The organism is Dyella sp. SG609, from assembly GCF_012275375.1.
Classification (GTDB): Bacteria; Pseudomonadota; Gammaproteobacteria; order Xanthomonadales; family Rhodanobacteraceae; genus Dyella_D; species Dyella_D marensis.
The window spans coordinates 1-23017 of sequence record NZ_JAAZQJ010000018.1 but is presented as its reverse complement, the minus strand read 5'-3'; the positions used below and the strand labels follow the sequence as shown (position 1 = coordinate 23017).

Genomic DNA, 23017 nt, shown 5'->3' with positions numbered 1-23017 from the left:
GATCACGCGCCCCTTTTCTTCATGCGGAAAACGAACGCGCTCAGATCTCGCGAGCGAGCGGCTCCGCCAGGCCGATATAGCCGCCCGGCGTCAGCTCCATCAAACGCTGCTTCGCCTCCGCCGGCAGTTCCAGCCCGGCGATGAACTGGCGCATCGACTCCTTGGTGATGCCCTGGCCGCGGGTCAGCGCCTTCAGCTGCTCGTACGGCTCCGGCAGGCCGTAGCGGCGCATCACGGTCTGCACGGCTTCGGCCAGCACTTCCCAGGCGGCGTCCAGGTCCGAGGCGATGCGGTCGGCGTTGACGTTGAGCTTGCCCAGGCCCTTCTGCAGCGATTCCAGCGCCACCAGGGTGTGGCCGAAGGCGGTGCCCAGGGCGCGCAGCACGGTGGAGTCGGTGAGGTCGCGCTGCCAGCGGCTGATCGGCAGTTTCTCGGCGAAGTGGCCGAGCAAGGCATTGGCCAGGCCGAAATTGCCTTCGGCGTTTTCGAAGTCGATCGGGTTGACCTTGTGCGGCATGGTGGACGAGCCCACCTCGCCGGCCTTCAGCGCCTGCTTGAAATAGCCCAGCGAGATATAGCCCCACACGTCGCGCGCCAGGTCGATCAGGATGATGTTGGCGCGGCGCACGGCGTCGCAGTATTCGGCCACGCCGTCGTGCGGCTCGATCTGGGTGGTGTAGGCGTTGTAGTCCAGCCCCAGGCCCTGCACGAAATGCTGCGAGAAGGCGCGCCAGTCCAGTTCCGGATAGGCGATGGCGTGCGCGTTGTAGTTGCCCACCGCGCCGTTGATCTTGCCGGGGATGGCCACTGCGGCCAGCTGCGCGCGCTGGTGCTCCAGGCGCGCCACCACGTTGGCCAGTTCCTTGCCGAGCGTGCTGGGCGAGGCGGTCTGGCCGTGGGTGCGCGAGAGCATCGGCAGCGCGGCGTTGGCGTGGGCCAGTTCGCGCAGCTTGGCGATGACCGCGTCGAAGGCCGGCAGCAGCACCTGCTGCCGGGCGTCGCGCAGCATCAGGGCGTAGGAAAGATTGTTGATGTCCTCGCTGGTGCAGGCGAAGTGCACGAACTCCTTGGCCTGGGCCAGGGCGGCGTCGTTGCCGATGCGCTCCTTGATGAAGTACTCGATCGCCTTCACGTCATGGTTGGTGGTGGCTTCGATGGCCTTGACGCGCTCGCCGTCCTCGACGCCGAACTTCGCGGCAATCTCCTTCAGCTGGGCGACCTGCGCGGCGGAGAAGGCCGGCAGCTCGGCGATGCCGGGGTCGGCGGCCAGTGCCAGCAGCCATTCGATCTCGACGTGGACGCGCCGGTGCATCAGGCCGTACTCGCTGAAGATCGGGCGCAGGGCTTGCGCCTTGCTGGCGTAGCGGCCGTCCAGCGGGGACAGGGCGGTCAGGGCATGGGCAGACATCGAGGCGATCCGGCAGAGGAAAAACGGCATTTTACAACGGGCCGGGCCTGTCCCGCCCCCGGCGCCGCTTGGCACCGCCCTAACGGGGGCGGGCCTATAGTGGCTCGATCACTCCAGCGTGAAGGAAACCAGGCATGAGCCAGTACCGCATCGAACACGACAGCATGGGGGAGCTCAAGGTCCCCGCCGATGCGCTGTACGGCGCGCAGACCCAGCGCGCCGTGGACAATTTCCCCATCTCCGGCCTGCGCCTGCCGCGCGCCTTCATCCGCGCGCTGGGCCTGATCAAGGCCGCCGCGGCCGAGGCGAACCTGGGGCTGGGCCATCTGCGCAAGAACCAGGCCGCAGCCATCCGCAAGGCCGCGCTGGCGGTGGCGGACGGGCAGTACGACGACCAGTTCCCGATCGACGTGTTCCAGACCGGCTCGGGCACCAGCACCAATATGAATGCCAACGAGGTGATCGCCCACGTCGCCGGCAAGGCCGGCGCCAAGGTGCACCCGAACGACCACGTCAACTACGGGCAGAGCTCCAACGACGTGATTCCCACCGCCATCCACGTCAGCGCCACGCTCACCGCCAGCGAGCAGCTGCTGCCGGCGCTCAAGCACCTGAAGAAGGCGATCGAGCGCCGCGCGCGCGAACTGCGCAACGTGCCCAAGACCGGCCGCACCCATCTGATGGACGCCATGCCGGTCACCTTCGGCCAGGAGCTCTCCGGCTGGGCCGCGCAGATCGCCAGCGCCATCGAGCGCATCGAAGACAGCATCAAGCGCATGCGCCGCCTGCCGCAGGGCGGCACCGCGGTGGGCACCGGCATCAATGCCGACCCGAAGTTCGGCCCCGCGGTGGCGCGCGAGCTGAAGAAGCTCACCGGCGTGCGCTTCGATGCGGCGGACAATTACTTCGAAGGCATGGCGGGGCAGGACGCGGCGGTGGAGCTGTCCGGCCAGTTGAAGGCCTTGGCGGTGGCGCTGATGAAGATCGCCAACGACCTGCGCTGGATGAATTCCGGCCCGCTGGCCGGCCTGGGCGAGATCGAGCTGCCGGCGCTGCAGCCGGGGTCGTCGATCATGCCGGGCAAGGTCAATCCGGTGATTCCCGAAGCCACCGCGATGGTGGCGGCGCAAGTGATCGGCAACGACGCGGCCATCACCATCGGCGGCCAGTCCGGCAATTTCCAGCTCAACGTGATGCTGCCGCTGATCGCGCACAACCTGCTGCAGTCGATCGGCCTGCTGGCGAACGTGAGCGTGCTGCTGGCGGATAAGGCCATTGCGGGCTTCAAGGTGAATGCGCCGCGGGTGAAGGAAGCGCTCGACAAGAACCCCATCCTGGTGACCGCGCTCAATCCGGTGATCGGGTATGAGAAGGGCGCGGCGACGGCGAAGCAGGCTTACAAGCAGAAGCGGCCGATTCTGGACGTGGCGCTGGAGACCACGGGGCTGCCGAAGGAAGAGCTGAAGAAGCTGCTCGATCCGATGGCGCTGACCAAGGGCGGCATCCACGGCGGTGGAGGCGGCGGCGGCTGAGCGCCGCGGCAACTACCTGCGGCGTAGGTTGGGGTGAGCCAAAGGCGAACCCCAACATCTCGATACGTTCGAACGTGGCGATGTTGGGGTTCGCCTTTGGCTCACCCCAACCTACGTCGTGGCGGTGGGGTGTCAGTCCTTGCGCTCGGTTTTTTCGTCATTCCTGCAATCGGTCACGGACTTCTCGTCCACGATCCCCGTATACGGCTTGAACGCCGGCAGGCTGGTGGCCAGCTGGTCCTGGGCGACCTTGATGTCCGCCAGGTCGTCGCAGATCTTCATCACCTGGGCGGTGATCTTCTGCGTCTGCGCTTCCACGCGCTTGTCCACGCTGTCCTTGTCGCCGGCGACGGATTCGGCCACGCCCTTGAGCGCTTCGCCGGCCATGGCGGCGCCGGCCTTGCCTGTCTCGATGCCGTGCTGGCGGATGGCCGTGGCGCTGATGTAATAGCGGCGCAGCAGCTCGCGCTGGCGGTCGTCGATGCCGATGTCCTTGCCGTCGATGCTCAGCGCGCCGGCCTGGTCGATGGTGGCTTCCGGCGCCCCCTGCGCGTTGAGCAGGATCAGGCCATGGCGCTGGGTGATGCGGCCATGGTCGGTCGAGGTATAGCTGCCGCTTTCGCAGCCGGCGGCGAGGACGCACAGGGCGAACACGGGGATCAGTTGACGCTTGAGCATGTGGATTTCCTGGCTCCTTGAGTGAGGGTGTTCAGGACGCCCGGCCTACCGGCGCGCACGGCGGATGCGGCTGCGTGCGCGCCTCGGGCGTGCGCCATTGCGGATGGTCGTAGGGCACGTCGCTTTCCCAGAACCACGGATAGCAGGTGGGGCCCAGCGCGGCATCGAGCAGATACAGATACAGGCCTTCGGCATTCGAGCTGTTGCTCATGATCAGCACGCAGTCGCGCGCGTTTTGCAGGCAGAAGGCAAGGTTGTTGGTGCCGTCGTCGTGGCCGGTCTTGAACCAGGCGGTGCCGCGCGGCGACTGGTACACGGTGACACCCAGCGCGGTGGACAGGCGGATGCCGTCGTTGTCGTGCGTGGTGGCGGTGTCCAGCGTGGGGAACTGGGTGATGGACCGGATGCGCTGCACCGGCTTCAGCCACTCGGCGCGCGCCTTCGCACCCAGGCCGTCGGCGCGCACCATGCCGGCCAGCAGCTGGGCATAGTCGCGCGGGGTGGTGTCCATGGAACCGGCGGCGCGCACGCTGCCGCGCTGCCTGTGGCCCAGCGGCTTGCCGTTCTCGTCGTAGCCGATGGCGAGGTTGCCGGCGAAGTCGGCGCGCCAGGTCATGGAGGTATGGCGCATGCCGAAACGGTCGAACAATTGCTTCTGCATCAGCGTGGCGACGTCGACGTCCTGGCCGTGTTCCAGCACGAACTGCATCAGGTTGATGCCCTCGCCGGAGTAGGCATAGCGGCTGCCGGGTTCGGCGTAGATCTTGAGCTTGCCGTTCGGGTCGTAGCTGGTGGCGCCCGGCGGGAAGTTGCGGAAGTTGGGAAAGCCGGCGCGATGGGTGAGCAGCATGCGCGGGGTGATCTTGCGCCAGCGCGGATCGTCGGCCAGATCCGCGTATTTGTCATAGTCGGGCAGGGGCTTGGGCAGCAGCTTGTCGATCGGCGTGTCCAGATCGAGCTTGCCCTGGTCGACCAGGCTCAGCGTGGCGTAGGTAAACGCGGCCTTGGTGATGGAGGCGGCGTACATCACGGTGTCGACGGTGAGCGGCAGCTGCCGTTCGAGGTCGCGCTGGCCGTAGGCCTTCAGATGCACCACCTTGCCGTTCTCGATCACCGCCAGCGCCAGGCCCGGCACGTGGGCGGCCTGCATGAGGCGGGCGACTTCCTGGTCGAGGGCGGGGCCACGGAGGGGGGTGGGGTCGGCGTGGGCGGTAGTGGCGAGCAGGCAGGCGGCCAGCAGCGCCGAAGCAAACGACGACTTCCTTGACCGATCCATGCAATCCCCCTTATTGACTCAGTTCCCAAGAGCGAACCCTTCTCCCTCCGGGAGAAGGTGGCGGCAGCCGGATGAGGGTTCGGGCGGAGTGGTGAACATCATTCTTGCGCTCCGCCCGAACCCTCACCCCAACCCCTCTCCCCGTGCACAAATTGGTAAACGGGGAGAGGGGCTTCACCTCGCTCAATTCTTGTCGTCGTCCTTCCCGCAATCCTCCACATCCTTCTGCGTCATCGTGGCGTACGGCCGAAACTCCGGCAGCGCCGCGGCCAGCTTCTGCTGCGAGGCGAGCAGGTCGGGCATGCGCAGGCACAGCTTGGCCGCGGCGGCCTTGATCTGTTCGGTCTGCGGCTTGATGCGGTCCTCGATTTCCTTGTCGCTCTTGCCGGTGAGCGCGCCGAAGATCGCTTCCTTGGCCGCGCTGGTGCCCAGGCTCGCGCCGCTGGCGCCGATATCCATGCCGGCTTCGGCGATGCTGATGATGTGCTGGCGGTAATCGGCCACCAGGGTGTGCTGCTCGGGCGTGGTGGTCACCGTCTTGCCGGCGATGACGAAGTCGCCCTGCGGGGTGATTACCGCGCGGGGCAGGCCGCTGGTGTCGTCGTGGTGGCGGTCGTTGTCCTTGCCGACATGCACGCTGCTGACGTTGATGTCCTTGGTGGCCAGCTCGCGCTTGGCCTGGTCGATGCCTTTCTGCACCTGCGCGGCAATGAACGAGGGCGAGGTGGCCTGCTGCACTTCCTTCGCCGCGTCGGCCACGCCCTTGGACGCGCCGGTGTCGGCCTGGTCGTCCTGGCCGCAGGCCGCCAGCGAGAGGCTGAGCGAGGCGGCGAGCAGGCCGGCGGTGATCGAGCGGTACTTCATGGCGTGACTCCTGTCGAAGCTGGATGGAATGGCGCGGAAGAGAGCGGCGGCGGCTTGGGCGCCGCCGCCGCGGAGCTTGGGTCAGCTGTCGTCGCGGACCCGGCGGAACCAGATGGCCGCGGCGATCATGGCGACCGCAGCCGCGACACCGATCCACAGGTTGGGCGAGCCCAGCACGGCGTAGGTCTGCGCCGGCGACAGCAGGGCCAGCGGGTTGTGGGCGTCGCCCAGGTCCCCGGACATGCTGCGGAAGGAGTGCCGATCCAGGGCGAAGTGGGAACCCGGGAACACGCTGAGCAGCGAGCGGGCCACGATGTTGGACCAGAACCACACGGCCGTCTCGTTGAACACGCCCATGATGCCGAACCAGGTCACCATCAGGCCGGCCACCACCGGCGCGGCCACCGCCCACAGGAAGGGCTTGCTGCGTGCCCAGGCCGAGCAGAGCATCAGCCAGCCCACCGCGGGAGCCGCCCACAGGGCATACACCGGGATGGAGCTGAGCAGCGAGGCGACGGCGCGCAGCGGGTGGGCCAGGGTCAGCAGCTCCCACATGTTGATGCCGTGGAAGGACAGCACCAGCGAGAAGATCACCAGCTGCAACAGCCCGACCGCGATGCCGACCACGACTGCGATGGCCGGTGCGAGCACCACGGCGCTGGCCACTTTCGACAGCACGGTGCCGGTGTTGGACAGCGGCAGCGACTTCCAGAACAGCACGCTGCGGTCGCGGCGGTCGTCGTACAGCGAACCCAGGCAGTAGAAGAACACCACGAAGCCCAGCACGATGGTGATCAGCCCCATCGAGGACAGCATGGTCATGTCCAGCGCCGCGCCCACCTGGGCCAGGTCGCCGTCGCTGGCCTTCTCGATCAGCTCGCGGAAGTTGTTGCCGCCGATCTGGATGCCGTGGCGGGCGCTCATCACCTCGGCGGCGACGATGGCCATCACGTTGAGCACCAGGAAGACCACGCCCGTCACGATCGGGGCCCACAGGAAGCCGCCGCGGTTCTCCCAGAATTCGCGCTTCACCTGCCAGTAGAAGGTTTTCATGCGTAGGTCCCTTTCATCGTGGCGACGAACAGGTCGCTGACCGACGGGCGGCGTACCTCGCCCATGGCTTCCAGCGTGGCGCGGTCCGCGCCGTCGAACAGGAAGATGCTCTTGCCGAACACCTGGCGCTCGTCCAGCGGCTTCATGCGGCGGGCGGCGTCGGCTTTGTCCGCGCCGACCATCACTTCGGCGAAGCGCTCGCCGACCGAATCCATGTCGGCATCGAGCACGATCTTGCCGTCGCGGATGAACATCAGGTCGGTGAGGATGTGCTCGATCTCTTCCACCTGGTGGGTGGTGACGATGATCGTCTTGTTCTCGTCGAAGTAATCCTCCAGCAGGCTCTGGTAGAACTGCTTGCGGTAGAGGATGTCCAGGCCCAGGGTGGGTTCGTCCAGCACCAGCAGGCGGGCGTCGATCGCCATCACCAGGGCCAGGTGCAACTGCACGATCATGCCCTTGGACATCTGCTTGACGCGCTGATTCGGGGTGAGCTTGGTGCGCGCCAGGAAGGCTTCGCACTTGGCGCGGTCGAAGCGCGGGTGCACGTTGGCGACGAAATCCACCGCCTCGCTCACCCGGATCCAGCGCGGCAGCACCGCCACGTCGGCGATGAAGCACACCTGTTCCATCAGGCGGTCGCGCTGGGTGCGCGGGTCGAAGCCGAGCACGTCCAGCTTCCCTTCGAAATCGGTCAGCCCGAGGATGGCCTTCAGCGCGGTGGTCTTGCCGGCGCCGTTGGGGCCGATCAGGCCGACGATGCGGCCGGACTCGATGCGGAAGTCCACGCCGTCCAGGGCGGTGGTGTTCTTGTAGCGCTTGCGCAGTCCGCTGGCGGAGACGATGGCGTTCATGACTGCTTGGCCTCCGCCGCGGTCATCAGGGTCTTGAGATCCAGCCCCAGCCGCTGCAGGCGTTCGAACAGCGCGGGCCATTCTTCGCGCAGGAACCGCTCGCGCTCGGACTTAAGCAGTGCCTCGCGGGCTCCATCGATCACGAACATTCCCAGTCCCCTCCTTTTTTCCACTAGTTGATCGTCGACCAGTTCCTGGTACGCCTTGGAGACCGTAAGCGGATTGATCTGAAAATCCGCGGCCACCTGGCGCACTGACGGCAGCGGGTCGCCCTCGTTCAAGGCGCCGTCCAGGATCATCGCCACGACGCGTTCGCGCAGCTGGCGGTAGATCGGGACGCTGTCGTTCCAGGTGATGGTCATGGATTAATCCTTCGTGATGCGGCCGAACGTGGTGCCAAACGAATAGTAGGGCATGGCCAGCTGGGCCCCGAGCAGGGCGACGCCGCTTTCGGCGGCATGGGCCGCGACCGGCGCCACGGTGGCCGTCGCGGTGGCCAGGCCGGCGTCGGCCAGCAGGGCGGCGGCGCGCATGTCTTCGGCGGTGGGGCGGACTTCGACCGGAGCCAGGTTGATGACCTTGACCCCGTTGATTTCGGTGACGGGCAGGACCTTGACGTTGTTGTTCACGGCGGCCAGGCCGGCGGTGGTCAGCAGGACGGCGGCGGTCAGGGCGAGCAGGTTCGGCGCTTTCATGGCAGGTCTCCTTTAGTGACCTCGTGGACCGGTGTTGTAGTGAACTATAACACCACATTTGAACCCGTCAATAGGCGATCGCTGAAATCGCAACATGACTGATGGCCTATAAGGCGGGCCGGGCTGGCTGGACCGCCGCGGAGTGCGCGCCGCGGGCGGTCCTGCCTTCGATGCCTATGGTCTCGCCGGGGTTTAGCCGGCGGCAGCGGCGGCCATCAGCCATCGCACATGACAGACATCAGGCCCGTCACAAGGCGCAGGCGGCGCCATCTGCTTCAATGAGCGGACACCAGCACAGGAGTTTGCGCATGGATCTGGGCCTTACCGGGCGCGTCGTCGTCATTACGGGCGCAAGCAAGGGCATCGGGCTGGCCTGTGCCGCCGCCTTTCTGCGCGAAGGGGCCACGGTGGTGGGCATTTCGCGCTCGGTGGAGCATCTGCAGGCCGCGCGCCGGCAGCTGCAGGAACAGGGCCTGGCGCTGCACGTGGAACCGGCCGACCTCGCCGACAGCGTGGCCGCCCAGGTGGTGATGGAGCGCATCGAGGACGACCACGGCCCGATCGACGTCCTGGTCAACTGCGCCGGCGCCGCCAGGCGCACGCCGCCCGCGGAGCTGGACGCCCAGGCCCTGCATGCCTCGATGCAGGCGAAATACTTCACCTATATGCATGCTATCGATCCGGTGATCCGCCGGATGGCGGCGCGCGGGCGCGGGGCGATCGTGAACGTGGTCGGGCAGGGCGGGCGGCAGGCCAATCCCGTGCATATCGGCGGCGGCGCGGCGAATGCGGCCTTGATGCTGGCCTCGGTGGGGTATGCGACGGCGTATGCGGGCAAGGGCGTGCGGGTGAATGTGATCAACCCCGGCATGACGCGCACGGGACGCGTGCAGGAAGGCTTGGAAGCGTCGTCGCGCGCGACCGGCAAGTCGAAGGACGAACTGCTCGCCGCACAGGTGGAGGAGATTCCGCTGGGCCGCATCGCCGAGCCGGAGGAGATCGCGAACGTGGCGTTGTTCCTCGCATCGCCGCTGGCCAGCTACGTCACCGGCGCGGTCATCCCGATGGATGGCGGCAAGACCGGCGCGATCTGAGGCTGGCGCATCATGGAAAGCATCGCTCAATGGCTTGGGCTGACCGACACGCGCAGCCGATGGGTATTTTCATTGGCGATGCTGGGCATTGCCGCATGCCTGCTGACGGCCGAATGGGGCACGCCGTCCTGGCACAGGAATCTGTTGACGCTGGCCTGCCTGATCGGCGCCCTCGGTGCGCGGATGTTGAACCGGGGGCAGGGTGCGTTGACCAAGACCTTGCCGGAGATCTACCGGGACCGCTTGCGCAGCGGCGTGCGCATGTCGTTCGCGGCGAAGTTGCTCAGCCTGCTATGCATCGGGCTTGGCCTGCTGTCCTTCGTTACGCCAGCGGGGCAGTAGCCGGCTGCGCCGGCATCGGGACGGTCAGCGTTTCGCAGGCTTTCCGCAGAGCGGTGAAGCGGCGTGGCTGAAAAGCCTCGAATCTTCTTGCGATCCCCGTATCATGGCCCGGCTCGATTCGATCACGGATCCGATCGCCCTCCATCAACTGGATATGCCATGAGCCCTGCCGCACCGCGTCTGCCGACCTCGCCGCTTTCCCTCGACGGCCCCGAATGGAATCTGCTTCGCCAACAGCACGCACTGCGCCTGGCCATGCTCGAACGGCGCTTCGAAGAAGTCGAGGAGATACTCGGCGCGCTGGAACACGAATGGTGGCAGGCGCCCGACGAAGCCGCGGTGGCGTACGAATATCTGGTGCGCGCACCGGCCCTGTTCGATTTCGCCACCGTGCCCGCGGACGTGCGCGTCGAATGCCTGCAGGCATGGAATGCCGCGTTTCCCAAGTCGTATCACGCACGGCTGGTGCTGGGCCGTTATTACTACGGCCGCGCCGGGGATATTCGCACCGCCGCGTGGGCGTCCCAGGTCAGCCAGGCGCAGTGGCTCGCCGCGGCCATGGCCTGTGCGCGTGCCGCCGAATATCTGCTCGAAGCCATCGCGCTTTCCGCACGGCCGGCTATTGCCGCTAAAGACCTGATGGAAATGTCGCGGCACTTCGACGAACCGGCATTCGTGGATGCGCTGTTCCGCGGCGAAACACCGGAAGCGCCGCCCAGCCGCGAGGACATAGGCCCGCAGCTCTACGACGCCGCGCTGGCCTTGCTCAAGCACTACGCCATCGTGCCGCCGGAGCATTTCCCCGCGAGCTTGCCCGCCGGCTTGCCGGCCCGCGTTGCGGGCGAAGCGGCACGGCCCGCGGATTACTGGCTTCGTTTTGCCGCGCAGGTCAAGCCCGCATGGCCCGGCTTGCTGGCCAGCTACGCCAATTACCTCACCCCGCGCTGGGGCGGCGAGCCCGGCGAAGTGGAGAAATTCGCCAAGGGGCCGCTGTGTGCGTCCTTGACGGAGGCGCAGCTCAGCGTGGTGCGGTGGCCGGGCGTCAACGACGCGCTGAGCGAATTTCCCGAGCAGGGCAACACCCGGGCCATCGCCGCTCACGAAAAGGCGATGGAGCGCTGGCTGGCCGGCCAGATGCCGGATTACGTGCGCTTTATCGCGATGGGCAGCCTCGCCAACTTCACCACCTATTCGCTGGGCGACCGCGAGAAGGCGCTGCAGCGGCATGTCGCCTCCCTGCGGTATTGCCACGCTCCTTATGTGTATACGGATGCGGAAGGAACCTTCCGCGATTACGCGCGCCTGATGCTGATGTTCGGCTTCGCCGACCAGGATGGCGCATTCAAGCAGGTGCTGGAACGCGCCGTGCGCTGGTTCGACGAGCCGACCATGCTGTCGATTGCTGCCGTCGCCTATCGTTTCGGCCTGTGGGATATCGCGCCGGATCATGCGCTGGCGGCCTCGCTGATCGAACGCACGGCCGCACTCGCGCCGATCCAGCAGCCCAGTTCCTTCACCCCGCTGGCCGTCTGCCGCATGCTGTGGGACGGCGACCGCCACGAGGCATCGGTCTATCTCGCCAGCGAGCTGGCGGAGCGCCGCGTGTACGAGGCCAGCGCCTTCATGTACGACGTACGCCGCGGCTGGCTGCCGGATACCGAGCCGCATCATGTCGACGAGGCCCAGTCGCTGCATTGGCTGGAGCGCGCGGCGGAAGAAGGCATTTCCACCGCGCTGTACAACCAGGCCTATCGGCTCGAGAAAATGGACGGCATGGACCTGAGCCAGCGCGCGAATTTCGAGCGGGTGCGCGGGCTTTATCAGCAGGCGCTGGAGCAGGGCCTGGCCATGGCCTTGATCCGCCGCACCAGCCTGCTGCGGCGCTTCGGCACGGAGCAGGAAAAACAGCAGGCCGTGGCCGATATGAAAGCGGTCATCGCGGACGAGGACTACGACGACCTTATTGCCGGCGAGGCCTACGGCGAGATCGTGCTGGCCTATAAGTACGGCGACGGCGTGCCCCGCAGCGAATACATCGCCATGCAATGGTTCGACCGTTTCAAGGAACTGCATCCGGAGCACTCCAGCCTCGAATGGCTGGAATCGCAGGTCTACGGCGACAGCGGCTGGCAGATGGCGGGCAGGGCGCTGCGTGCGTTCTTCGGCGCCAAGCCCTCGGCCGAGCACTTGCCGCCGCGCTAAGCCTCAAGGAGCGGACCATGGATCGGATACCGCGGCGCGACGGGCGATGGCGGGCGTGCAGCTGGCTGCTGCTGGGCGACCTGCTGCTGTTCGCGGCGGGCGGCGCGCTGGTGCTTTCGCCGTGGTGGCTGGCGCATGTCGTCCATTCGCCGCTGATGTTGCTGCTGCTCGCGCTGCCGGTGCTGTCGTGGGTGGTTTATGGCGTGGCGGTGTTGCGGGCTTGCGCGGTTGCCTTGCCGGCGCCGGCCGCACAGGGTGTTCTGCTTTCCGAAGGCGAAGCGCCAGCGTTATTCGCCGAGCTGAAACGGCTGCAGGCTGCGTGCGATGCGCCGGCGTTCGACGAGGTCTATATCGACGGGCGCTTGAATGCCGCGATCTACCAGACCGGCCGCTCCAGGCATGTGCTGATCGTCGGTCTGCCTTTGCTGGCGCTGTTGTCGCCCGCGCAGTGCGCGGCGGTCCTGGTCCATGAGTACGCGCATATCTCGCGCAGCCATGGGCGGCTGGCGCGCTGGGTGTATCGGGCGCGGTTGCGCTGGCAGGCGCTGGAAAGCCTGCATGAGCGCAATCACCGGCTGGTGACCGCGCCGCTGCGGCTGTTCCTGGCGTGGTATGTGCCGCGGATGCTGCGCGAGACGCTGGCGTTTTCGCGGCGCTGCGAACAGGTGGCGGATGCGCTTGCGGTGGCGGTCTGTGGTTCGCGTACGGCGTGCGAAGCCGAGGTCGCCTTGGCGTTGCGCGAGCAGGCCTTGGACGGCAGGTTCTGGCCGGAGCTCTTCGGTCGGGCCGGGCAAGACGATATCGAGGCGGTGCGGCCGTTCGAACGCCTTCTGTCGGGTGATGCAGATGCCCGGCCGCGCGATAGCGCCGAAGCGATGGTATGGGTGCACGAACTGCTCTGCCACAAGACGTCGCCGGACGATACGCATCCGGCGTTTGCCGAACGCGTTGCCGCCACGGGTGTGGATCCCTTGCGCGACTTGCCGGCATTGCCTTGGCGCCATCCGGACCGCTCGGCTGCGGAAGCATGGCTTGGCGATGCGGCGGCCGGGATAGCCGAGTGGCTGGATCACCGTTGGCAACCGAACGCGCAGTCCGATTGGACGGCGGCGACGGCGCGCCATCTCGAAAAGGCCGCGTTCTATCGCGATCTGCTTCAGCGCGAGCAAAGCCAAGTGTTTGACGCCTCCGACTGGTGCCGCCTGGCCTCGCTCGCCCGCGAGTTCGAGGAAGACCCATCCCTCCAGGACGATTTCCTGCGCCGCGGATGGGAGATCGATCCCGAGCATCCGCGCCTGCTGGCGATGCAGGGCGATCGGCTGGCGGAGCGGGGCGATCTTGTTGGGGCGATCGCGCTATGGACGTCGATAGCCGAGGGTCCGTGGCGTTCGCGTCATCAGGTGCATCGCCGGCTTTCCGAGCTCCATCTGCGTGCCGGCGACCATGCTCGTGCGGAACAGGAACGCATCGCGGCCGACGCCTTATGGCAGGACGCGGATGTCGGCCCATCGGACGCCCCGCAGCCGCACGGCCTGGATGCCGCCGAAATCGGCCTGCTGTGCCGGCAGCTGGCGCCGGTGTTCGTCCATGCCCGCGCGCTGTGGCTATGCCGCCAGGCGTCGGCGGACAACGACGAGCAAACCCCGTGGATATTGTTCGTGCAGGCTTTCGATGCGCCGCTGCTGCGCGCCGTGGGTGCGCTCACCGGCGAAAAGGACAGGCAGCGCTCCGCCTGCGAACGATTGCTGCTGAAGCTGGTGCCGCGGCTGCATCTGCCGCTGGAAGTCAGAATGCTCGGCCCCCGCGATGCGCCGGGCGATTATTGCAACCCGGCCAGCCGGATCGCCCTGGTGGCGGCATCGACCTGAGAGACCGCTGCTAATCCGCGTGCGGCAGTGCATCGAGCCTCGCCTGATATTCCATGATCAGGCCAGGGTCCGCGTCGTGGCGATGCTTGTCGATGAAGGCGGCCAGGGCGCTGCGATATTCGGCGATAAACGCCTTGTTCCCAGGGCTCACGGCAAATTGCGCGGCGGCCTTTTCGACGGGCCCGCGATCTTCGGCGAGCTGATATCTTTTTCCATAGCTCGACTGCTCGCGCATGACGACAAAGTTGCGCGGAAACCCCGGGATATACCTCACCACGAACATCTCGCCCTGCGGCGGGATCATGATGGCGTTGGTAATGGGATAGATGCTGGCGGACATGGTGTCGAACTTCACCACCACGTCCTGGCCGTCCGCCGTTTTCAGCACGCCGTCGAACTCCCAGATGTTCTGGTCGTTGAGGGTGGAGTTGGTTTCCTCGGCATGGGTGATGATCGCCGTTCCTTCGACGCCGAACGCCTGCAGGAACAGCGCATTGAAGATATGCGCGACAAAGAGATTCATCACGCCATAGATGAAGAACGCCAGGATCAGCCCATACCAGCGATCCTTGCCCGTCCGCTTGGCCAGCCACCGGGACAGCACCACGCCGATGAATATGAGCACGGGCCAGGCCAGGAACGGATGCTGGGTGAGGAAATAAAGGATCGCTGAGAGTGCGGTCATGATCGGTCCGGTCCTTCGGAGAGTGATGGGCGATGGGCGCAGTCGGGACGGCCTGGCTATGCAGTCAGCATCTTAGCGTCACGGCGATTGGGGCAGTGGCGAAGGGGCGTGCTGCCATGATGCGATACTCGCCGGAACTTGATGTTGCGATCCCGTTACCTTGGCGAAGGCTTGGCGCTTGTGGCTTTCGGCGATTGAAGCGGCTGAATGCGTCAGTGATGCATGAGCGCCACGACACCGTCATTCCGGCGCAGGCCGGAATCCAGTAGCGGGGCGCTGTGTGGAGCGTGTCGCTCCAAGATGTCGCTTTTGAATGTCCTCGCGACAATCGAACGTTATCGTTACTGGATTCCGGCCTACGCCGGAATGACGAGCATGGGATGCCGCTATTCACATCACCGGCGCGTCTTCTTCGAGCGCACCAAGCACCCGCTCAACACCGCAAATCCCAAGCCCTCACCGCACACACGACGAACTCCACCTCACCCCCGGCTGCGAACCACCGCGCGGATCAAAGCTGATCGTCTCCGCCTTACCCCCACGAGTGACCTTCAGCACCACAGGTTTATCGAGGCTTTCCGCCATGGGATTGATGTCGACGCTGGCCTCCAGCACGTCGCCATCGCGCAGCCCCGCACGTTCCGCCGGCGATCCTTTGACCAACCCACCGATACTCGCCCCCGCCGTCAGCCGCACCGGCGACGCAAAGCCGAGATCGAAAATACGCACGTCTTCCTTCGTAGCATGCATGCACGGCCCGAAAGCGCCAGCCGCCGGCACGATAAGCTTGCCGTCCATCATGTCGTTCCAGTCCTGCACCGCCCAGGAGCCAACCCGCTTGGAAAGCACCGCCAGCCAGGTGCTGTGGTCTTCCGGCGCGCCGGCATTCATCCGCGCACTCATCTCGTTGGCCAGATCGAGCACGCTGATGCCGGCACCGTGCGCCTTGAGCTTGGCATCCAGGTCGGCCAGATACAGGGTGCCGCGGTTGTACGGAAGCATCCACGCGTTGCGGCCCGACCACACGACGGCGGGAAGCGCGCTATTGGGCAGCGAGCGTTTCGCGTTGGTGTAATAGCCGGCGCTCTGGCCGCTGACCAGCTCAAGATATTCGGCCGGCGTGTACAGTCCCGCCGCATCGGGCACGGTCAGCGCGATGTAATTGGCCAGGCCTTCGGTGTACCAGTCGCCTTCGATGTCTTCTTTCGCCAGATTGCGCGCGAGGCTGTGCACCATTTCGTGCGCCACCGTGTAGTGCAGCTCCGTGGTGTCGGGGCTCTGGCCCGGCGGCACGTAGAGCATGAAGGAATGCTCGGCGGCGCGGCCGCTGGGGTTCGCCACGCCGTCGAAGGAACGGATCATGTAGCGATACGCGCGGTTGCCTTCGAGCTTGAACCCCTTGAGTTCCGCGGCGTAAGCCTTGGCAGCCCAACCGCCCGCCGCCTGCACCTGCTCCTGCGTCACGCCCAGGCCGTAGATTTCCAGCCCCGCATCCTTGGCCTGGCCCCGCGGCCGGAAGGTCTTGACCGGCCCCGCCAGGAACAGCGTGCCCAGTAGCTTGTCGGCGGTGAAGCTGCCCGCGTAATCGCCTTCGCCGTACGAGCTCACGCCCATGGCGCCCGGCGCGAGCTTCCAGTGCACCCGGGTCTTGAAACTGGCCTCGCCGATATCGGGCAAGGCCAGCACGCCGACGTAGCCGCCGGAAATGCCGCCGCCCGCCGCCTGCAGATCGACCTGCGGGCCGCGCTTCTTCGGCCGGCTGGGGGCGACGTGCATGCGGTAGGACACGTGCACCACGCCCGTCGCGGCGCGCGTCGTCGTCCAGGTCTGGAGGCTCCGCGGCCCGTCCTTGCGCACAAGCGCGGGGCCGATGGGGAGCGCGCCGCGATCGTCGCTAAGGACAAGGTCCGCGACCTGGTCCGTGCTGCGTTCTAGCCCGGGTTCCAGCGTGTCCAGTTGCAGCGTCACCGGCGCGGCGGCCGGCGTTGCCGGCGTGTAGGCATAGCTGACGGCGATCCCGTCGGCGCTGCCGCCGCTGGCCTGCGTGGTGGACAGCGTGAGGTCGAGCGACGCGGCCGGCTTCTCGGCAGGCGTTGCGGCGAACGAGCTGGCGATCGAAGACGCCGCCAGGCCCAGGAAAACCACGGGGTAAAACAACGGGACGTTTTGAACGGAGCGCATGCCGGTACTGCCTTGGGGAAAACCGAAGGCTACAGCCTGCTAGTGGCCCGGCTCCAGTTCCGCCGCCACCGTCCGCAGCAGGCGCGCCGCACGGGCGCGGTCGCTTTCGCCTTCGGTGGGGGCGATGGGCAGATCCGGTGCGATGCCCGCAACTTCGTCCGTGCCATCCGCGCGCAATCGCATGCAGTTCGGCACGCGGAAGCGCAGGCGCGAATGCGCAAGCACCAAGGGCGGAACGTCGCCCATAAAACCGCAGCCATCGCCGCCGGTACGCACGCCGATGGTTTTCGCCGCGCCGTTGTCCTTCATCGTGGCCGCGAACATTTCGGCCGAGGAAAAGGTCTTGCCGTCGGTGAGCACATAAGCGGGGCCGGGCCACGCGCCATAGAGGTCCTGCACGATGGTCGACCACGCCAAGGCCTGCTCGGTGGTCTCGTCGCCATAGGCATGCGCGGGAAGGCCGGGCAGCGGGCCGTCGGCATAACCCGCGTCGATGACGCGGCGGCAGGCGACGTCGCGCCATGCACGGCGCTCCTGCCACACCCAGGAGAGATCGCACGGCGCCGCGCCGAGGCTGGCCTTGCGCGCCTTGAACGCGGCCAGCGCTTTTTCCAGATCCGCCTTGGCCTTGCCGCCGGGCTTGGCTGCCAGCGCCTCGGTCAGTCCGTCGATCTCTTCGTCGAGATAAGCCATGCCCTCGGGCGCATCCACCACCAGCAGGCGCGACGAAGCGACCGGCCGCGTGCCGAACAGCCGCGGAATCCAGTCGCCGCTGTCGTCGCCGCCGCCGTTGTTGCCGACGTCGACGATCACCGCTTGCGCGCCCGCGCTGCGCAGCGCTTTCAGTTGCTCGGCCAGTTCCTTCAGCCATAGGTAGCGCGCCGCTTCGCCGATGGCGGCGCGGGTGATCGGCGTCGCCGCCTGGCGCGCCTGCGCCCATGCGCGCAGACAGGCCTGCGGGAAGCCGCGCGCTCGGAACACCTGCAGGCGCACCAGGCCGATGCGCCGGCCGTCGACGTCGGCCATGCCGATGCGCAACACGCTGCTCTGCCCATCGCCCAGCAGATGCACACCGGGCAGGCTTTCGAATGGCTGGCTGAAGGCGACGCTGGCGGTCGAGGCGTAGCCCATGGCCGCGCAGCCGGAGGCCGGATCGGCGGGATCCAGCGTCGCTTTCTCAGGTTCCGGCGCATCGCCTTGCGCCGCCAGCTGGGTGGCCAGCTCGGAGAGATGGCCGTCGTGGAAGCCCGCGACGAAGGTGCGCAAGACATCGCGCGCCTCGGCGTCGCTATGGGCGGCGTCGAGGGCGAGTTCGGCGCGGTGAGTGAGGGCGGGTACGTCGATGCCGCTCTCGTACGATCCCATCCAGGCCAGGTTGACGTAGCGCGCCTGCAGCGCCGTCTTCAGCTGCGCGAAGTCCGCGCGCCACGCGTGGGCGTCGTAAGGCGCGGGCGCGCTCGCCAGGGCGGTGGCCGTCAAGGCTGCGCTCAGTAAGGGGATCATCGTTGCCATCCTGCATCCGGTTCCGCCGCGGAGCTTAGGCCGCGGGCGCCGCCGCCGTCTTGGATCGCCGTGACGATTGGGATGCTACGAACAGCGCCGCAACGCGGTCGGCGCGCAGCCATAGGCCGCCTTGAACGCCCGGGACAGATGCGACTGGTCGCAGAAGCCGCAGGCCAGCGCCACCTCGCCGAGCGGCGCCTCCGTCTCGCTGACCAGGCGCAGCGCCTGCTCCAGCCGCAGCTTGCGCTGGTACTCGCCCGGCCCCAGGCCTAGCTCGCGGCGAAAGGCGCGGGCCAGGCGTGCGGGGTGGATGCCGCAGAGCGCAGCCAGGCGCGCGATGGACAGCGGCTGATCCAGATGGGCGGCGATGCATTCGCGCGCCCTGGTGACGCTGGCGGTGTCCTGCGTGCTGCGGTGCCCGGCGTGGCGGCCGAACAGGGCGACGAGTTCCCAGGAGAGGCCTTCCAGTGCGGCTGGCGAATGCGCGTCGGCGAGGCGAAGCTCCTGTGCCATGCGCTGGCCCAGGCGTACCAGTTCCGGCGCGGTGGCGACGGGCGCTTCGGCCAGCGGCAGGCGCTCCGTCAGGTATTCCAGCATGGCTGCCGCGGGCGCAAGGCTGAGCTTCACCGCGCCGCCCGGAGCGAACAGCTGCGCATGCGGTTCGCCCGGCGGATAGAACAGCAGCGCTCCTGCGCCGTGCCAGGCGGAGCGGCCGCGGATGGTTTCCTCGTAGCGGCCGTTCAACACCAGCGTGAGGCTGGGTGTGGCGTGGCTATGGACAGCCATCGGGGTGGAGCTGTAGCGCGAGATTCTGGCGTGGGCCGTGGCGGCAGAAGGGTGCATGGCTTGTCTCGCTGCAAGCCGGTTTGGGCTCGCCCATGGCGATCCTACTGAGACGCGAGCGCTGCATCCACCGGCATCACGCTGAGCGTATCCCCGCGCGCATCCAGCAGCAGCGTCACGGGATCGGGCAGCGGCGTGGGTGCGGATGCCTGGTCGCCGAGCAGGCTGCCGATGTCGTGGTGGAGCGTGACCAGGCACAGGCGCGGATCGTCCTCGCTCTGTTCGGGCGGCTGGCGCGGCGCGCTCATCACGTGATGGCAGGCCAGTTCGAAGGTGAGCAGGTCGCGCAAGGCATCCACCGGCCAATGAATCGCTGGCGGATGGGCGAGCAGCCAGTGCGCGAAGCGATGGGCTTCGAGCAGGTATTGCAGGGTGCTTTCCGGCTCGTCGGCGAAATAGGCGTCGAGCACGCCGCCAAGAATCTCGCCCAAGCGGCGGCAGGTGCGCGGCAAGACGGAATGGATGGGGATGATGCGATTGATGCGATAGAGCGTGCAGTTCATGCGCATGCCGGAGTTGCGGGCCATTACCCACAGGCGCCGCCGTTCGCGCTGCGTCAAGGCATAGTCGTGCAACGCCCGCTGCGGTTGTGCGGCGACCTCGGCGCTGTGCAGCGGCGAGGCGATCAGATCGCCAAGCGCGCGCTGGAACTCGGCAAGGGACATGGCAGGTTGCTCGCGGAGGGGTGCAGCGCCTGGCGCGCAAGCGCGATCTGCGCGAGTACGCCGTGGTCGCCCATCAGGGGGAAATACGATTCGAGGAATTCGAACGTCACGCCGCGCAGACGGGGGCAACGCGGCGCCACCAGGGCCAGCAGCTCGAATACTTCCGGCGGGCATGGCCCCGAGTGCGAGTCCAGGTAGATGCCGTGCATGGTCGAGCCGCCGGCGATATGGATCTCCTGCACCGCGTCCAGATTCAGCGCGTCGATAAAGTCGACGGGCGAGCGGCCCAGGTTCTTCGCGTTCACATGCAGATTGTGCAGGTCCAGCAGCACGCCGCAGCCGGTGCGCGCGACCAGTGCATTGAGGAAGGCCGGCTCGCTCATTTCCGAAAACGGCACGGGCGTGTATTCCACGCCGTTCTCGAACAGCATGGGCTGTCCAAGCACATCCTGCGCCTGCTGGATGCGCGTGCAGAGCAGGTCGAGCAATTCCTCGTCCCACGGCAAGGGCAGGGCGAGACCCGCATGGTGATCGCTGCCCGCCGCCTGCGCGATGCGCACAGCGGCGAGATGCTCGCTGATCCAGGCGAAACCGTAGCGCGCTTGCCAGTCCTTGAGCTGGTGGACGTAGTCCAGATCGAACAACGACGCGCTGGCGATGGACAGCCCGACGCCGTGCGCCACCACGGTTTTTTTCGCCGCGATGCGATCGAGCAGATCGATCTCGTTGGGCAGCGGCACGAAGCGCTGGCTGGCGCCGCGGCCGTGGTCGTTCCAGAAGCGCTCGGGAATGACCGAATAGAAATCGACGGCGTCGGAGCAGTGCTCGACGAAATGCGCGAGAGACGGGTTGAACAACACCCCGACGCCGATCGAGTGACGCTTGAACATGTGGCGGTAACCGACAGATCAGGCAGCTGCGGTCCGCGCGCCGATCTGCGCGTTGGCGCGTTCGACGACGTGAGCGGCTTCGGACGCGACCAGGATCACCGGGTCGTCCGAGATGTGGAACGGCACACCCGAGGTGCAGGCCGGGCACCCGGTCAGGCCGCGGATGATTTCCTGGCGCAGCTTTTCGTACTTGGACGCTTCGGCAAACGAGGCGCCCTTCGGCAGGTACAGCTTGAGCACCTGCTGGCCATTGGTGTGTTCGAGCCGGAACTCGGCAGCGCGTTTGTTGGACATGACGTTCTCCAGATTCATCGGTAGTGGCTCCGCGAGGGCGGAGCGGCGGCTACTGTGCGCCTGGCGGATGCGGGGCGGCATCCGTCAGTGGTGTTATGCAAGGGTCGTGCGTGCGACGTAGGGGATCGCTGACATGCGCTGCTGGTTTTTGCTGATCGCGGAGAGGCCGTGCGTGGCCGGTTTGATGCATGCGAAGCGATCAGTGAGACGGAGCAATCTGACAGATTGATCCTTATCGTATTTATTGGATACGCAATACAGGCTTGCGCCTACAGACAACTAAAAATCGATTTGATAGTGTCGATGGCGTTGCCCGCGGAGTGATTTCAGAAGCGCGTCGCGGGCAGCCATGGCAGCGATGTCGTGAAAGCGCGGGCCGCAGGAGTTGGCGCTCCTACGACCCGCTGACCATCACCAACTGTCTAAGGAGTTGATCATGGCTGTGCCAGATCATACGTCACTCGCGCGCTCGCCGATCCCCCGAGCGGCATACCCACCGAACATTCGGGCTGTCCGGCGACATCGCGGACAGGGTTGAAGAGCCGCGGTCTAAGAGTTTTCGCAGGTAATAAGTCCTAGCCGTGTAACCCGGCGCGTTGCCCTGCGCAACGGCGAAAGCTGCTGAAGCCGCAAATCACTTCCTCAATCAAGCCGCCCGGCGGTCCAGATATTGGGCTGTCGGTAAATCCTCGAGTCCGTAAGGTCGGCGGCACGCTGTGCTGGTTGGCGGCGTGCCGTTTTAAAGGGCGGGGATGCGGTGTGTAGCAAGGAGTTGCTTATGAATGATGTTTTTGGCGAAGCGTGGGTGAGCCGTCATGCCAACTATTACTCCGACCCTGACGCGGGGCCGGACGCGTTGTTGAACGATGCGACCGAGTGGTTGCAGTACGCGCATAGTGCGATTCATTTGGTGGCTGAGTTGGTGGATGAGCGTGGGGGTATGAAGGGGCGTCACTTGCCGATCATGCTGGCGGGCATTGCCGCGTTTATCGAGATGGGGACGAGTTGTGCGGCGCAGGGGCATTTGAGGATGCAGTGGGAGCAGGTGCGAGGGGATACGGAGAGCGTGGTGGTCGAGTCGTAGCGAGGTAGTGACTTGTCCTGAGTTGCGCCCCGCATGGTGGCAGGCAGAGTCGCGATAACGAACAGAGCGCAGTCAAGGAAGTCCGGCGATCGCATCTGCCGGGCTTTCTTGGTGTTGGCAAGGCAAGGCGGGATATCAGAGCCATAAGCTGTTGCCTGTAAACAGGCCTTTTGCGTTCCAGGCTCGGCCGGAAGAGAAATCACAATTCCTTCACGCTCATCAATGGTTGACTATGTGACGCAGGTCTCAGATGAGCTTCGGGTGCGGTGATCTAAGGGACACGGCCAGGTAGGGCTGAAACACGCAACATGGGGCTGGAGCGTGGAAAGGGGAAATCAACTCGCTTGTGCCGACACCTTGATGGAGACATCAGGACGGTTGGCTGCAGTCGCTATTAAAGCTCAGCCCAAGCTTTGATTCGGATGATTCCGAATTGAGCTCTTTAGTTAATTCCATTGTTCAGGTTTTCCGGCCCAATGGGCCTTTGCATGGATGAGGTAAAACCATATGAGCAGTCTTTTCATCAATGAGCATGATGGGCGCTTCACGGTCGAACCAGCCCATTTGAATACTCCGTTGCACACGGCAGCCACTCAGGCAGATGCCATTGCTTGGGCGCAGCGAACGCATCCGAGCGATGCCTTGCACGTCGCACGGGTACGCCATCTGTCCGATAAGCACAATCCCGATCATTGGCGCAAGGTCTGACTACACGGCACCAATTTGGGTGCCGCTTATTAGATCTGGTTTTCTTTTCGATCTCTTCGATCGCAATCACCCGTCTAGTCGTAACGTCTTTTGTACTGAATTACTTCATTCTTTCAATGCGTATTTCATTTGGGTGTGCCATAGCGGCTTGATATTTTTCGTTGGAGTAGGGGTGATGTTCATCGATTGGGATAAGTTCACTGCCTGGTACGCCCCCGCTTTCGTAGACGGTTAGCTACTGGATTTTGAGTTAGCCGCCTCGAACATCATTGGCGCAAGGCCTCCCAGATGTCCATGG

22 protein-coding genes are annotated in these 23017 nt (G+C 65.9%); 7 read left to right on the top strand and 15 right to left on the bottom strand.

Annotation, left to right across the window (positions count from 1 at the left end; all coding sequences use genetic code 11):
- Positions 1 to 40: 40 nt before the first annotated feature.
- The gene (purB, locus tag FHW85_RS21520) at positions 41 to 1408 is read right to left on the bottom strand and encodes an adenylosuccinate lyase (protein ID WP_168649603.1); all 1368 of its coding nucleotides are present in this window, start codon (positions 1406 to 1408) and stop codon (positions 41 to 43) included.
- A 134-nt stretch (positions 1409 to 1542) separates the two neighbouring features.
- Between purB and FHW85_RS21515 the strand changes: the two genes are divergently transcribed.
- Positions 1543 to 2940: a class II fumarate hydratase gene (locus FHW85_RS21515; protein ID WP_168649602.1), complete on the top strand. Its 1398-nt coding sequence runs from the start codon at positions 1543 to 1545 to the stop codon at positions 2938 to 2940.
- A gap of 132 nt (positions 2941 to 3072) precedes the next feature.
- Here FHW85_RS21515 and FHW85_RS21510 read toward each other — a convergent pair whose 3' ends face one another.
- From FHW85_RS21510 to FHW85_RS21480, 7 genes are all read right to left on the bottom strand, one after another.
- Complete coding sequence (locus tag FHW85_RS21510; protein ID WP_168649601.1) at positions 3073 to 3618, bottom strand: DUF2884 family protein; 546 nt, start codon at positions 3616 to 3618, stop codon at positions 3073 to 3075.
- 31 nt (positions 3619 to 3649) lie between these two features.
- Positions 3650 to 4894, bottom strand: a complete 1245-nt coding sequence (locus FHW85_RS21505; protein WP_168649600.1) for a serine hydrolase domain-containing protein — start codon at positions 4892 to 4894, stop codon at positions 3650 to 3652.
- Positions 4895 to 5077: 183 nt separating this feature from the next.
- The gene (locus tag FHW85_RS21500) at positions 5078 to 5758 is read right to left on the bottom strand and encodes a YggN family protein (RefSeq protein ID WP_168649599.1); all 681 of its coding nucleotides are present in this window, start codon (positions 5756 to 5758) and stop codon (positions 5078 to 5080) included.
- 81 nt (positions 5759 to 5839) lie between these two features.
- The gene (locus FHW85_RS21495) at positions 5840 to 6811 is read right to left on the bottom strand and encodes a hypothetical protein (protein ID WP_167257729.1); all 972 of its coding nucleotides are present in this window, start codon (positions 6809 to 6811) and stop codon (positions 5840 to 5842) included.
- Positions 6808 to 7665, bottom strand: coding sequence for an ABC transporter ATP-binding protein (locus FHW85_RS21490; protein ID WP_167257728.1), 858 nt, complete (start codon positions 7663 to 7665; stop codon positions 6808 to 6810). Before FHW85_RS21490 ends, FHW85_RS21495 begins: the two co-directional genes overlap by 4 nt.
- Positions 7662 to 8027, bottom strand: coding sequence for a GntR family transcriptional regulator (locus tag FHW85_RS21485; protein WP_167257727.1), 366 nt, complete (start codon positions 8025 to 8027; stop codon positions 7662 to 7664). Before FHW85_RS21485 ends, FHW85_RS21490 begins: the two co-directional genes overlap by 4 nt.
- A gap of 3 nt (positions 8028 to 8030) precedes the next feature.
- Positions 8031 to 8360: a hypothetical protein gene (locus FHW85_RS21480; RefSeq protein WP_167257726.1), complete on the bottom strand. Its 330-nt coding sequence runs from the start codon at positions 8358 to 8360 to the stop codon at positions 8031 to 8033.
- A 308-nt stretch (positions 8361 to 8668) separates the two neighbouring features.
- Here FHW85_RS21480 and FHW85_RS21475 point away from each other — a divergent pair, with 308 nt between their 5' ends.
- The 4 genes from FHW85_RS21475 (at position 8669) to FHW85_RS21460 (ending at position 13866) form a co-directional block, all read left to right on the top strand.
- Positions 8669 to 9454 (top strand): SDR family oxidoreductase, encoded by a 786-nt coding sequence (locus tag FHW85_RS21475; protein WP_167257725.1) that lies wholly within the window; start codon positions 8669 to 8671, stop codon positions 9452 to 9454.
- Between the two features lie 12 nt (positions 9455 to 9466).
- Positions 9467 to 9796, top strand: a complete 330-nt coding sequence (locus FHW85_RS21470) for a hypothetical protein (RefSeq protein WP_168649598.1) — start codon at positions 9467 to 9469, stop codon at positions 9794 to 9796.
- Positions 9797 to 9955: 159 nt separating this feature from the next.
- Positions 9956 to 11998 (top strand): DUF4034 domain-containing protein, encoded by a 2043-nt coding sequence (locus tag FHW85_RS21465; RefSeq protein WP_167257723.1) that lies wholly within the window; start codon positions 9956 to 9958, stop codon positions 11996 to 11998.
- 17 nt (positions 11999 to 12015) lie between these two features.
- On the top strand, positions 12016 to 13866 hold the full coding sequence (locus tag FHW85_RS21460) for a M48 family metallopeptidase (protein ID WP_168649597.1): 1851 nt from the start codon (positions 12016 to 12018) through the stop codon (positions 13864 to 13866).
- Between the two features lie 10 nt (positions 13867 to 13876).
- On the opposite strand, the gene FHW85_RS21455 is transcribed toward FHW85_RS21460, so the two are convergent.
- The 7 genes from FHW85_RS21455 to FHW85_RS21425 all read right to left on the bottom strand — a co-directional run bounded on the left by FHW85_RS21455 (position 13877) and on the right by FHW85_RS21425 (position 20945).
- Entirely contained in the window at positions 13877 to 14551 is a 675-nt protein-coding gene (locus FHW85_RS21455; protein WP_167257721.1) for a hypothetical protein, read from the bottom strand.
- A gap of 456 nt (positions 14552 to 15007) precedes the next feature.
- Positions 15008 to 16732, bottom strand: a complete 1725-nt coding sequence (locus FHW85_RS21450; RefSeq protein WP_168649596.1) for a hypothetical protein — start codon at positions 16730 to 16732, stop codon at positions 15008 to 15010.
- A gap of 39 nt (positions 16733 to 16771) precedes the next feature.
- Complete coding sequence (locus FHW85_RS21445) at positions 16772 to 18235, bottom strand: S41 family peptidase (RefSeq protein ID WP_168649595.1); 1464 nt, start codon at positions 18233 to 18235, stop codon at positions 16772 to 16774.
- Between the two features lie 84 nt (positions 18236 to 18319).
- Positions 18320 to 19078, bottom strand: a complete 759-nt coding sequence (locus FHW85_RS21440; protein ID WP_168649594.1) for an AraC family transcriptional regulator — start codon at positions 19076 to 19078, stop codon at positions 18320 to 18322.
- 44 nt (positions 19079 to 19122) lie between these two features.
- Positions 19123 to 19743 (bottom strand): hypothetical protein, encoded by a 621-nt coding sequence (locus tag FHW85_RS21435; RefSeq protein WP_168649593.1) that lies wholly within the window; start codon positions 19741 to 19743, stop codon positions 19123 to 19125.
- Positions 19704 to 20633 carry a DUF692 family multinuclear iron-containing protein gene (locus FHW85_RS21430; protein ID WP_168649592.1) on the bottom strand — a complete coding sequence of 310 codons (930 nt, stop codon included), beginning with the start codon at positions 20631 to 20633 and terminating at the stop codon, positions 19704 to 19706. The genes FHW85_RS21435 and FHW85_RS21430 overlap by 40 nt, the downstream gene beginning before the upstream one ends.
- A gap of 18 nt (positions 20634 to 20651) precedes the next feature.
- Positions 20652 to 20945, bottom strand: coding sequence for a hypothetical protein (locus FHW85_RS21425; RefSeq protein WP_167257715.1), 294 nt, complete (start codon positions 20943 to 20945; stop codon positions 20652 to 20654).
- 760 nt (positions 20946 to 21705) lie between these two features.
- Between FHW85_RS21425 and FHW85_RS21420 the strand changes: the two genes are divergently transcribed.
- Positions 21706 to 22011 (top strand): hypothetical protein, encoded by a 306-nt coding sequence (locus FHW85_RS21420; RefSeq protein ID WP_168649591.1) that lies wholly within the window; start codon positions 21706 to 21708, stop codon positions 22009 to 22011.
- Between the two features lie 507 nt (positions 22012 to 22518).
- Positions 22519 to 22719 carry a hypothetical protein gene (locus FHW85_RS21415; RefSeq protein WP_168649590.1) on the top strand — a complete coding sequence of 67 codons (201 nt, stop codon included), beginning with the start codon at positions 22519 to 22521 and terminating at the stop codon, positions 22717 to 22719.
- Positions 22720 to 23017: the final 298 nt, after the last annotated feature.